9 protein-coding genes are annotated in these 12,736 nt (G+C 38.9%); 3 read left to right on the top strand and 6 right to left on the bottom strand.

What is annotated here, in order from left to right; genetic code table 11:
• Positions 1 to 61: 61 nt before the first annotated feature.
• The 5 genes from G3I01_RS01800 to G3I01_RS01820 all read right to left on the bottom strand — a co-directional run bounded on the left by G3I01_RS01800 (position 62) and on the right by G3I01_RS01820 (position 7,168).
• The gene (locus tag G3I01_RS01800; RefSeq protein ID WP_219550562.1) at positions 62 to 622 is read right to left on the bottom strand and encodes a Pycsar system effector family protein; all 561 of its coding nucleotides are present in this window, start codon (positions 620 to 622) and stop codon (positions 62 to 64) included.
• A gap of 127 nt (positions 623 to 749) precedes the next feature.
• Positions 750 to 1,085 carry a hypothetical protein gene (locus tag G3I01_RS01805; RefSeq protein ID WP_219550563.1) on the bottom strand — a complete coding sequence of 112 codons (336 nt, stop codon included), beginning with the start codon at positions 1,083 to 1,085 and terminating at the stop codon, positions 750 to 752.
• 226 nt (positions 1,086 to 1,311) lie between these two features.
• Positions 1,312 to 4,578 carry a S41 family peptidase gene (locus G3I01_RS01810; protein WP_219550565.1) on the bottom strand — a complete coding sequence of 1,089 codons (3,267 nt, stop codon included), beginning with the start codon at positions 4,576 to 4,578 and terminating at the stop codon, positions 1,312 to 1,314.
• A 61-nt stretch (positions 4,579 to 4,639) separates the two neighbouring features.
• Positions 4,640 to 6,667 carry a S9 family peptidase gene (locus G3I01_RS01815; protein ID WP_219550566.1) on the bottom strand — a complete coding sequence of 676 codons (2,028 nt, stop codon included), beginning with the start codon at positions 6,665 to 6,667 and terminating at the stop codon, positions 4,640 to 4,642.
• Positions 6,668 to 6,736: 69 nt separating this feature from the next.
• Positions 6,737 to 7,168, bottom strand: coding sequence for a hypothetical protein (locus G3I01_RS01820; RefSeq protein WP_219550567.1), 432 nt, complete (start codon positions 7,166 to 7,168; stop codon positions 6,737 to 6,739).
• Between the two features lie 160 nt (positions 7,169 to 7,328).
• Between G3I01_RS01820 and G3I01_RS01825 the strand changes: the two genes are divergently transcribed.
• Positions 7,329 to 7,874 carry an RNA methyltransferase gene (locus G3I01_RS01825; RefSeq protein WP_219550569.1) on the top strand — a complete coding sequence of 182 codons (546 nt, stop codon included), beginning with the start codon at positions 7,329 to 7,331 and terminating at the stop codon, positions 7,872 to 7,874.
• On the opposite strand, the gene folK is transcribed toward G3I01_RS01825, so the two are convergent.
• Positions 7,871 to 9,007 carry a 2-amino-4-hydroxy-6-hydroxymethyldihydropteridine diphosphokinase gene (gene folK, locus G3I01_RS01830; protein ID WP_219550570.1) on the bottom strand — a complete coding sequence of 379 codons (1,137 nt, stop codon included), beginning with the start codon at positions 9,005 to 9,007 and terminating at the stop codon, positions 7,871 to 7,873. The genes G3I01_RS01825 and folK overlap by 4 nt on opposite strands.
• 130 nt (positions 9,008 to 9,137) lie before the next feature.
• Here folK and G3I01_RS01835 point away from each other — a divergent pair, with 130 nt between their 5' ends.
• The gene (locus G3I01_RS01835; RefSeq protein ID WP_219552745.1) at positions 9,138 to 9,830 is read left to right on the top strand and encodes a queuosine precursor transporter; all 693 of its coding nucleotides are present in this window, start codon (positions 9,138 to 9,140) and stop codon (positions 9,828 to 9,830) included.
• Between the two features lie 66 nt (positions 9,831 to 9,896).
• Positions 9,897 to 12,599, top strand: coding sequence for an AsmA-like C-terminal region-containing protein (locus tag G3I01_RS01840; protein ID WP_219550571.1), 2,703 nt, complete (start codon positions 9,897 to 9,899; stop codon positions 12,597 to 12,599).
• The last annotated feature ends 137 nt before the right edge of the window (positions 12,600 to 12,736 follow it).

Here is a 12,736-nt window from a genome sequence, read left to right on the forward strand (position 1 = left end):
TTAAGACTAAACGGTTGAAAACGGGGCTGGAAACTTCACATTTGATGTTAAACCCTGATCATCATAAAAACGTGGCTATGATATAATAGATCACGATCATCAACAGTAAAACGAATTGGATCGCCAGAAACTTCAGGGCGCGCTGCACGTTCCTGAATTTGAGGTTGGCGATCTTGGCATTAATGAATATTTGTTGCCCTAACTGATCGAATAACTTTTCCTCATCCAGGCTGATACTAAAAAAGGTACGGGAGAATTGCTTGATATCCCCAAACTTGGAGATCACATCCCCGAAGAAAAATATATTCTTGTCATATTTTGATTCGATACGCGGCATGAAACACCTAATGCTGTAATAAATAGAAACTACGGCACAGGAGAACCAAACTGCCAGTAGTATAAAAATGATAGTATCATCTTCAAAATGGTCGAGAACAATACTAATATTCTGATAAACAAAATTCAGCAGGATACCGTAGAAAGAAAGAATCAAACCAGCCTTTATCTCTGAAGCCTTAATTAAACTGGAAACATAACTTATACTACCCCAATAATGGTCAATAAGATCATCTGTATGTTTATTCTTTAAGTGCGGAAAGGTTTTGTTTTCAGATTCTTCCATAAATACTTCCGGAATTTGAGCGGTTTAATTAATAGATCACAGAAAATTAAAACTTTAAAAAAGGAGTCTTGCCGGCATAACCGTATTCCCGGTACCGACTAAAACAATATTGAACTATAGCTTTCTCTTAATAAAGTATATTATCCAGGATCTTATCCAGGGTATTTTCCATCATGCTGAACTTTTTATCAGAAAAGAAGATCTCAAACATCTCCTTTCTCAATTTTGCAAGTTCCTTATGGGAATATTCATGCATCACCAGATTATCCTGAATCTTTTCAAGACTCTCCTCCTCTGTATCCCCGGAAAATTCCTGATATATTTTATCAAAGGTCTCTTTATCTGTTTTGGATTTAATTAAACTAAGCTCTTCCTCCGTCACCTTTGAGTCGGCATTTGCACATAGCATTAAGATATAGATCTGAAGTTCGGTCTTGGTCCAGTGTTGCTGTTGGTTATTCATGACTATATGCTTTTGATTGATTTTAAATGAATTTTCAGTTAAAAAATTAACTATCCTCTGCTTAGGAAACCATTTTTCACTTTTAACTGAATTATCACTTCTAATCTAGTAAATAATTAGATAACAAACACTTACAAGCTTAAAGATATTTTGAGTTGATCGAAAAATTGACCTCTTCCTTGTTTTTATTGAACAGGAAGCATAAGCTATATTTTTTGTGAAGGATCTAATTATTACCTCGAATAGGATAATCTGGCCTTTCCACTTTTTTAGGTGGATTTTCTTTCAACTGCTTCATCACAACTTCAATCGCCTTTTGCAATTGAGGATCATTTCCCTCTATCACTTCTTTAGGCAACTGCTCTACCTCGATATCTGGTGGAACTCCCTCATTTTCTACCCTGAAACCGTCTTCAGTATAAAAAGCGACATTGGGTGCGGTAACTATTCCACCATCTATGAATTCAGGATAACCAAGTACGCCCACAAGTCCACCCCAGGTTCTTTTTCCTATGATCGTTCCTAAATTGAATTTCCTGAACATCCAGGGCAGATAATCTCCACCAGAACCAGCAGTTTCATCGATAAGCATCACCTTTGGCCCTTGTATGGAGGCACTCGGAGATTTTAGATCTTCTCCATATCTAAAATTCCAGTAGGCCTGTTGAGGCTTTTTCAGCATGTCTATATAATAATCTGCTAACTGACCGCCTCCGTTAAAACGTTCATCAATGATGACCGCTTTTTTATCGGCCTGTGGATAGAAATACCTTTTGAAATATTCATGGCCGGCATCTGCCGTATTTGGCACATATACATAAGCCACCTGACCATTGGTCGCCTCATTCACTTTTTTGATATTGCCCTCGATCCAGTCGCGATTTCTTAGATCCCATTCATTTTCTACCGGGATCACCTTTTCTTTTCGGGAATTCTTCATATCAGGACTTGAGCCCACGGTGAGCGTCACGATCTTATTGGCTGTATTTTCAAAATATTTGAAAAGGTTATCACTGGCAGTAACTTCCTCACCGTCAACAGCCAGTATATAATCCCCTTCATTAACATTTACCCCAGGCTCGGTTAAAGGGGAACGCATGTTAGGGTTCCAGTTTAACCCACCATATATTTTGCTGATCCTGTAGCGGCCATTTGCTACTTCATAATCGGCACCCAGCAGTCCGCCTTTTATATTTTCTGAAGTTTCAAATTCATCACCCCTGCTGGAGAAACGATGGTGCCCTACGCCCAATTCACTGAACATCCACTCCATAACCTCGTAGAGGTCACTTCGGGTGGTTATATGCGGTAAAAACTGACTGTATTTTTCTTTCATTTGATCCCAGTCGGCTCCATGCATATTAGGATCATAAAAATAATCACGGTTTACTCTCCAGGCCTCATTGAAAATATTCTTCCATTCTTCCCGGGGATCTATTTTAATCTGAACGCTACCCAGATCCAGCATTGGTTTATCTGGTTTTTTTCCTAATTCGGCAATGCCTGTTTTTCCTTCTTTTCTATATAGAATCTTTTCCGCATTGGCCGAAATCTCATATTCTGAAGCAGACATGATAAGCGTATCCTTCTTTTCTTTCAGATCATATTTCCTTAATTCACCAGGTCCATCTTCATGCTGGGAGAACTTTAAATAATATAACTCACCCTCCTTAGGAGCTTCAAGATGTTCATAAACTCCGGCAGGAACAGGAACATCTACGATCCTGTTTTCCAGGTTCTCAAAATCTATTTTCAAAGGAGGAGTATCAGGCTTCTTATTTTCCTCTTCAGCCTTTTTCTTCTTCTCTTCCTCCTCTTCCTTTTTCTGGATCACTTCCACATCATTATCTTTAAAAAATGGTGAAACCACATCCTTCTGAAGGGTAACAAGGTAGATGGAACTGCTCATCTCCATATCCTGGTTGGACTGATCGAACCAGTTTACTACAGGTCCAGCATCTGTTGAAGCCAGCATATAAAGGTATTTTCCGCTAGGATCGAATTCAGGAGACATCACATTGGAATAACCATCTGAAACCGGATAGGATTTATTTTCATCCAGGGAATAAACAAAGGCCTGTTCAAAATTGGTCCCCGTAATAATGGTATAAGTGATCCATTTTGAATCATGAGACCAGTCGCCGAACAATTCCCGGAAAACACCTGGAGTATAAAGTACATCTGATGCGACCTTTTTTACAGAATTCTTATCCAAATCATACACGTACAGACTTCTACTGTTGTCTACGAAAGCTATCTTCTTGCTATCTGGAGACCAGTGCGGATACGCATAAAAACCTGCCCCATCCAGCTCTACCTTTTTTACCGGTGAATTTTCATTCTGATCATATAGGTGCAAGGCATACTCCCCAGACTCATCTGAAAAATAAGCTATGGTTTTGCCGTCTGGTGACCAGGAAGGATCCTGTTCATGAACCCCGGGAGTGGAAGTAATATTTTTGGGATCACCTTTTTCGGCAGGAAAGGTAACAATGTCACCTCTGTAGTCCATAACTACCCTTACCGCAGTTGGCGATACTCCTACGCCCCTAACATATTCATCTCCCTTTACAAAACGAGGTCTTAATTCCAGCAGGTCTGTAGCAATACCCACTTTTATTTTGCTGGTATTGCCGGTATTTGGATCTAAGGTATGCAGGTAACCCGCCTGCTCAAAAATGATCTGACCTTTATTGGCATAAAGATCCAGTACCGGGAAATCTTCGAAACTCGTATGTTTTGTTACCTCTTTCACTCCGGGATCATAACTATAGATATTAAATTCCCCGTCCCGGTCACTTCTGAAAAACACTTTATTATTTAACCATTGTGGATTGGAATCATTACTTCCACCTTCAGGTTTTGGCACCTCAGAAACTTCAAAGGTTTTAGTATCATAGATCCATATCCTGGTTGCCGTCCCCCCGCGGTAATTTTTCCATTGGTCAAAACGGTCACTTATTGGAGTATATGCTATAAAACTACCATCAGAATTATAAGTGGCCCAATTAGCATTCGGGATCTTTAAAGGTTCCACATTTCCCTGCTCTATATCTACTTTGAAAAGGCTTGCGTAGCGGTTTGTGAAAACACTACGTTGAGAAAGAAATAATACATTCTTACCATCTGGCGTAAAATCCCGAACGATATCTGCATAAGGATGCCAGGTGAGTCTTTTTGGTATACCACCTTCTGTAGGCACTATAAACACATCGGTATTCCCATCGTATTCAGCGCTAAAGGCGATAGATTTTCCATCTGGTGAGAATATGGGGTTTCGCTCTACTCCTTCATCTACGGTAAGTCTTTTAGGATTTGATCCGTCTTTATTGGCTACCCAAAGATCTTCAGCGTAAATAAATGCTATTTTCGAATCGCTTATGGCCGGTTGAGATAAAAGACGTGTGTCTTCCTTATTGATTCCCCCATCCTGAGCACTACAAATAATTCCAAAAAAAATGCTTAATAATCCGGAGAGTGTTATTTGTTTCATTGCACTAATAATTTTTTTTAATGATTCTAGGTGTAAATCGGTATACTTTCAGCTTACTTGGTTAATCCTCTTCGCGGTATTTTTCGAACCAGGCCAGCACCGCCGATATTTTTGCGATTAGGTTACTGGGCTTATTGGCAATACCATGAGAAGCACCTGGAATTCTTACCATGGCGGTTTCAACTCCCTCTAGTTTTAAAGCTGTATAAAATTGTTCAGATTCAGCGATAGGTGTTCGGTAATCTTCCTCTCCTGTTAGCAACATTGTTGGTGTAGTAACATTCCCAACGTAAGAAATAGGAGATCTTTTCAAATAAGGTTCGGGATCTTCCCAGGGTTTATTAGGAAACCAGTATTTACTGAAAAATCCCGGCCCATCAGCATACAGGACAAAACTATACCAGTTGATCACAGGTTTGGCTACTACTGCTGCACGAAAACGATCTGTTTTTCCAACAATCCAGGCTGTAAGGACTCCGCCGCCACTACCTCCAGTCACGAACAAATTATCTTCATCTACAAAACCTTTGGCTACAGCTGCATCTACTCCAGACATCAGATCTTCATAATCATGGTTGGGATAATCGTGATGAATTAAATTTCCAAATTCCTTTCCGTAACCACTGCTTCCTCTAGGGTTTGAATATAATACCACATAACCGGCGGCGGCATAAGCCTGAATCTCTGCTGAATATACACTACCATAACTGGCGAATGGTCCTCCATGGATCTCCAGAATAAAGGGATATTTTTTTGAAGGGTCAAAATCTGGCGGAGTCACCAGCCATCCCTGTATCTCTCGCTCATCATAAGATGATTTCCAGGTCATCTCTTCCACATTGCCAAGCTTGCGGAAAGCGAAAAGGTCTTCATTGAGATTAGTTAGCCTTTTCATTTTCTTTCCGTCCAGAATAGCCAGGTCTGCAGGATTTTCAGTTGTACCATAGGTAAAAGCCAGATCTCCGTTGTCTGAAACCGAGAAAGCAGCGGAATTATAAGGCCGGCCAAGAGAAAGTCCACCAAGATCACTTGTTATTTCCCTGGTATTGCCTTTTAGATCTGCATATCCTATTTTAGTTTTTCCGTGATCTGTATACTGGAAATAAAGACCTTTGCCCTTACCATCCCATTTTAAATCTTCAATATTCCGGTCAAAATCACCAGATATGAGTTCAGACTCAGTTCCATTGGCATCTTTTATATAAATATCACTGATCTGGTATCCCAGGTATTCATCCACGAATCCTAAATAGGCAATGGTATTATCATTTGGAGATACTACAGGATTTGAAGCAGGCCCCTGCTGGCTGGTTACTGCCTGTACATTCCCGCTTCCAATTTCAAGTTCATAGATCTCAGAATTCATAGGATCAAGATCCGCATTTTCGTGCATGTTTGCAGAGAAATATAATTTCCTGTCATCTGCAGACCAAACCGGGGTTCCATGGTCAAAATCAGAACTTGTTAATTGTCTTGGGGTACCACCATTCGTAGAAATAATAAAGATCTGATCATTACCTTCCTTTAAGTAGCCCTGACCGTCGCCGCGATAATTAAGTTTATCGATAAATTTTGGCGCATCATTCCATTTTGCTCCTTCGGGTTTTGAAGGTAATTCTATAAAAGTTTCAGATTTAGCGGGAACGAACATAGTAAAAGCCAGGTATTTCCCATCATTGGACCAGGTAGCCTCACCGGGACTTTGTGTGGAATTTGTTAATGGAAAGTATTCCTTTGAATCTACCCACATTAAGAATAGCTTCATCTTATCGTCCTGCATATTAGACTGAAAAACCAGTCTTTTTCCATCACTGGACCAACGTGGATTCAGATCATTCTGGTTTCCGGTAGTAAGAGGCCGGTTTTGTGAACCATCTGAATTGATGATCCATAAATTTGACAGGTTCTTATCTGTCATAACATCTTTAAAATTCCTTACATAAACTATCTTTTCTCCATTGGGTGAGATTTGCGGATCTGAGACAAATTCATAGTTGAAAATATCCAGGAGTTCTAATTCTGTTTTTTGCTGGGACAAAGCCGGGAAACAAGCTATCAAATACAGACAGAGTAGTAAAAATTTTTTCATAGAGTATGTTGTAAATAAAAAGATGGGATTTAAAAATCCCATCTAAGTTATCAATTTTAAAATTATAGATCATTCTTTCCTGGCGAGAGTATTGTCCCAGCTATCTACATAAGAAAAGAATTCGTCCATTTTTGCCATTGCCTTTTCCTCACTACCGGCAATTTTCGCCATTGATTTCATCCACTTTGCATCATCTGGAGTCATCTTATAATTTAAGGTTTCTACGCCTTCAGACATTTCCCAAATAACAAGCATATCATAATCTCCAGTAACAAAATGAAAAACCGTTGGTGCCTCTATCCCTGCATCCTGATCTGCCTTAACAAAATAATTTTCTATAATGCTCATGGCCGGATCCTTCTTCATAGGCTTGAATTTGATGTAGGACATGCTAACCCATTCAGGATTATCATATTTCTCTGCTTTCATTTCCTGGCTAAAGCCGAAGCTACTAACAAATAATAAGACCAGGATCGCGATTGTTGTTTTGTAAATTTTCATGATTATTTAGTTTTAGTTAGAATTAAAACCATCACAAAAACAGGAAGTTCGGAAGAATTTGCAGGGATTAGATTTTATTAAATTTAATAAAATTAAATAACTCTGATTAACAGTAAATTGAAAAATTAAATATCAAACTTCAAATTTCTATTTTTGCCGCATGGAAAAGAGAAAACTTCGCAACAGCGAACTTGATCGAAAAAGTATCGATCAATTTAAGGAAGCTAAAAAGACGCCTATTATTGTAATTCTTGATAATGTAAGGAGCCTGAACAATATAGGATCCGTTTTTCGTACTGCCGATGCTTTCCTGATTCAAAAGATCTATCTCTGCGGAATTACCGCTCAACCGCCACATAAAGATATTCAGAAAACTGCCCTGGGAGCGACTGAAACCGTTTCCTGGGAATATGTTGAGGATAGCATTGAGCTAGTTGAAAAATTGAAAAAAGAGGGCATAAAAGTTTATTCTATAGAACAGGCAGAAGGTTCGGTGATGCTTAATGATTTCAAACCAGCATCAGAAACTACTTGTGCTGTTGTATTTGGAAATGAAGTTAAAGGAGTTCAACAAAAAGTGGTCTCGGCCAGCGACGGAGTGATAGAAATACCTCAGCTTGGAAGCAAACATTCCCTGAATATTTCAGTAAGTACGGGGGTTGTCCTCTGGGATCTGTTTTCTAAACTACAACTGGCTCAGGATTAACGAACTGCTTTATCAATTTCAGAAAGCAACCATAGATAATCCTTACGGTTCGAAACAAAATCAAGTCCTGAAATATCTATCACCTGCACTTTCATATTGCTCTGGGATTTGATGAAGTTCAGGTAACTTTTATTGATATCTACAAGGTAATCTGGCTGAATGTTCTGCTCATAATCGCGGCCGCGTTTTTTGATATTCTCAAGCAAACGCTCTGTATTCTGATATAAATAAATATAAAGTTCAGGCTTTACCAGCTCTTTATACATCAAATGAAAAAGCTTGTGATAAAGGGAATATTCGTCTTCATGCAAAGTGATCTTCGCAAAGATTAGGGATTTAAAAACGTCATAATCTGAAATTACAAAATCCTTAAAAAGATCATACTGGGCCAGGTCATCAGATAGTTGCTGATAACGATCTGCCAGAAATGACATTTCCAGCGGAAAAGCATAACGCTCCTTATTCTCGTAAAACTTCGGCAAAAAGGGATTATCCTTAAAACGCTCCAGGATGAGTTTCGCATTAAAGTCTTCAGAAACCATAGTGGAAAAACTCGTTTTTCCAGCACCAATATTACCTTCTACCGCGATATAATTACAACCGGGAAAATTATAATTTAAGGCAGGCTTCTTTAATTCTTCCTTAGAGATCGAAACCTCAGATCCATCTGTGGTATCTTTTAATAATTCACTTATCTTCTTCCCTGATACGGGATGTTTTTCAGCAGCAGCGATATCGGCTAAAGGCTTCAGAACAAATTTCCTTTCCGGGATTCCCGGATGCGGAATTCTCAAGGTTTCATTTTCAATGATCTCTTCTTCAACGAGTAGAATATCCAGGTCTATCGTCCTGTTTTGATAATTACCGGCATCATTGCGTTCCCTACCTAATTCATTCTCTATACCCAAAAGTTCTTCAAGTACCTGTTGGGCTTCGAGTCTTGTAGAAACAGAAATGCAGGCGTTTAAAAAAGAATTCCCGGTAAATCCCCAGGCTGGAGTTTCATAAATTCTAGAAACATCGATGACCCAACCAATGTTTTCATGGATCATTTGCAGGGCCTTTTGCATAAAACCGGAACGGTCACCAAGGTTACTTCCCAGTGCTAATATTACTGTTTTAGGGGATTTCAAAGCGAATTAATAAAATTTTAATAGGTAGCGCCAAATAATTTCACAGCAAATTAAGCAAAACAAAAGCACATACTCTTAACTTTGGGGAAAGACTTAATAAAAAAATTTGGCCAAACTCCACCTGAAAAATATGCTCACGGCTCAACAAATTTATATGATCCTGAGTGCCTTGTTTATCGCCTCCCTGGTTGTATCGAATCTCATTTTTCAAAAGTTCTTTTACTGGGATTTTTTCGGGCTGTATACTTTTGAAATTTCGGTAGGGATATTACCTTATCCGGTCACCTTTTTAATTACCGATATCATAAGTGAGGTTTACGGAAAAAAGAAAGCGAACCTGGTAGTGACCACTGGAATTTTTGCTTCTTTCTTTTCGCTGTTGATAGTTTATGCATCAGACGCCGTACCGGCCACCACCTGGTCGCCAATAAATAACGCATTGTTCGGTAAAGTTTTTGGTGCAACTGCAATTGCTGTTTTTGCTTCTATGATCGCTTATTTGCTAGCGCAGTATATAGATATACATATCTTTCATTTCTGGAAAAGGGTCACCAAAGGAAAGCATTTATGGTTACGAAATAACTTTTCCACCTTCCTATCCCAGTTTGTTGACACATTTTCGGTCTTATTTTTGCTTTGTAGCTTTGGCAAGATAGACTGGGAACTATTTGGAGGATTGTTGCTTAGCGGATTCTTATTCAAGGTTTTAATCGCAGCCCTGGATACGCCCTTCCTGTATGCCGCAGTATATGGGCTTAGAGGCCTGTTCAATTTAAAACCGGCAGAAGAACTTAGGCTCGAGGAAGTCAGGAGTGAAGTTTAAATAGCTTATATTAACCTAAATGCCAATTCTTAATAAACACCAATAAATAACAAATTTCATTATCACATGAAAAAAGCTTTAAAAATTCTGGGTTTTATACTACTAACGATCATCATTTTATTGATTGTCGCGCCATTTGTGTTTGAGTCTCAGCTTAAAGACGTGGTAAGGAAAACCATGAATAAGAATCTCAATGCACAGGTTGATTTCGAGGATATAGATCTAAGCATGTTCAGAAGTTTTCCCGAGGCAACTCTTGTAATTGAAGATCTAAGCATCATTAATAACGAGCCGTTCAAAGGAGATACCCTGGCTTTGACCGAAGAGGTCACTTTGGAGATGTCTATTAAGGAACTTTTTAAGAGCAGCGATGAACCTAAGGTCATAGATCAATTAACATTGAATAACGCCTATATAAACATTAAAGTTGACTCACTGGGAAAAGCGAATTATGATATTGCTATTGAGGATACTACAACTTCAGCATCAGAAGGGCAACCTTTTAAACTAGATCTTAAGCATTATGAAATAAATAATTCCAGGGTTAAATATGTTGATAAAACCACTAAGGTTTCTCTGGATGTTGAAAATCTGAATCATGAAGGAACCGGAGATTTCTCGTTGGACCAATCTGAACTTGACACCTATTCTGAAGCCCTGGTTTCTTTAGATTACGACGGGGTAAATTACCTGAACCAGAATTTGATCAACCTGGACGCGGTTTTCCAGATGGACCTGGATAAAATGAGGTATACCTTCCTGGAAAATGAGGCACATGTAAATCAGTTACCGCTAACCTTCGACGGATATGTGCAGGTGAATGAGGATAATACCGAAATGGACCTTAGCTTTAAGACACCATCTTCCGACTTCAAAAATTTCCTGGCGGTGATCCCAGAGATCTACGCGAAGAATATTGAAAATGTCGACACCAACGGAGATTTTATCGTTGACGGAAGAATTTTCGGGAAAGCAGATGATCTCTACATTCCTAAAATGGATATTAAAATCACATCCAATAATGCCTCATTCAAATATCCAGACCTTCCAAAAAGTGTCCAGGATATTAATCTGGATATGGTGGTTCTAAACGATACCGGTCTTGCTGAAGAAACTTATATCAACATTAATAATGCAACCTTTAGAATAGACCAGGATAGTTTTACTGCAAATGGGAATATTAGCAATATCACCGAAAATATGCTGGTAGATCTTGCGCTTAAAGGCACTATAAATCTTGCTAATTTAAGCCAGGCTTATCCACTAGAAATGGAACAGGATCTTAATGGAATTCTTACAGCCGATGTTAAGACCAGTTTTGATATGAATTCCATCGAAAATGAACAATATCAAAATGTAAAAAGTAGCGGAACGGCTTCGATAAAGAATTTCAGCTATCTGTCGCCTGAAATTCCAAGCGAGGTTAAGATCGCCAACGCCAATATGAGCTTCAACCAGGGGAACGTTAGTATCCCTAATTTGAATCTTACCACTGGCCAGACCGATCTTACCGCAGCGGGAACGCTTCAAAATCTTATAGGATTTCTTTTTACAGATCAGGCCCTGAAAGGTAATTTTCAGGTTCAGTCAAATAAATTTTCAGTTAACGATTTTATGGTTGCAGAAACTGAAGATATAACTACTACCGATGAAAATGGCAGGGAAAAGACCGTTGCGAAAACCACCGGTGAGGAAGCGGTAAAGATTCCATCATTTTTGGATATGGAATTGAAGTTCAATGCCAACACGGTCATCTACGACAATCTTGAATTAAAGAATGCCACTGGAGTCCTTGTAATAAGAGATGAAACTGCGAGGTTGCAAGACATATCGACAAATATATTTAATGGAAGTATAGGTGTGAATGGGATGGTTTCCACAAAAAATCCTACGCCGGTTTTTGAGATGGATCTTAACCTGAATTCACTCGATATTGCCTCGTCTTTTAACGGCCTCGAACTATTGCAGAACCTGGCCCCGCTTGCCAGCGCGCTGGAAGGAAAATTACAGTCGAATCTGAATCTTAAAGGTAATTTGAATGAGGATTTAACACCTCAACTCGCTACCATCGCGGGGAATGCTTTGGCAGAAATACTTACTGCAGAAATTAATCCTGAAAAAGCAGCCCTGTTAGCAAAACTGGATTCTGAACTTAATTTTATAAATTTTGAGGATCTGGATCTTAGTAATTTAAAAACAAAGCTCACCTTCAATGACGGGATGGTTCAAATAGCTCCATTCGATTTTAATATTAAGGATATTAACTTCCAGGTTTCGGGAAGCCACGGATTCGATATGACCATGGATTATGATCTAAAACTGGATGTACCGGCAAAATATCTGGGATCTGAAGTTGGTGGAGCACTTGGTAAGTTAAGCGGTGAAAGCATCGCCAATATGAGCGTGGAGTTACCCATAGGAATTACCGGGAACTTTAATAGTCCTCAGGTCAAACTGAATATGCAACAGGCGGTGAATAATCTTACTCAGAAGATCGTAGCTAAGCAAAGTAAAAACCTTGAAGACAAGGCAGTCGACGCAATTAACGATATTCTACAGGGAAAGAGAGATCCTAATAAGCCTTTCAACAAGAATGATACTACTGCTGTAAATTCTCAAAAGACAGATTCTACAACTGCCCCGGTTTCGACCAGAAAAGATTCTATTAATCAGTCTCAAAAAAAACAGGTTGAAGATGCAGCTAAGAATATTCTGGGAGGTATCTTAAATAGTGCAAAGAAGAAAACTGATACAACGAAAAAGAATTAAAGCTGCTGAACAGACCTTATTTCGGAACATATCGATATGTAAAACTTCAAGTTTTTCACAATTAAATACACTCTGACAGGCTCAGTGCGTCAACGAACCTTGAATTAAGGCTAGTTCTATGATCTCAAAAAATGTCA

It is taken from the genome of Gramella sp. MT6, assembly GCF_019357415.1.
Taxonomy (GTDB): domain Bacteria; phylum Bacteroidota; class Bacteroidia; order Flavobacteriales; family Flavobacteriaceae; genus Christiangramia.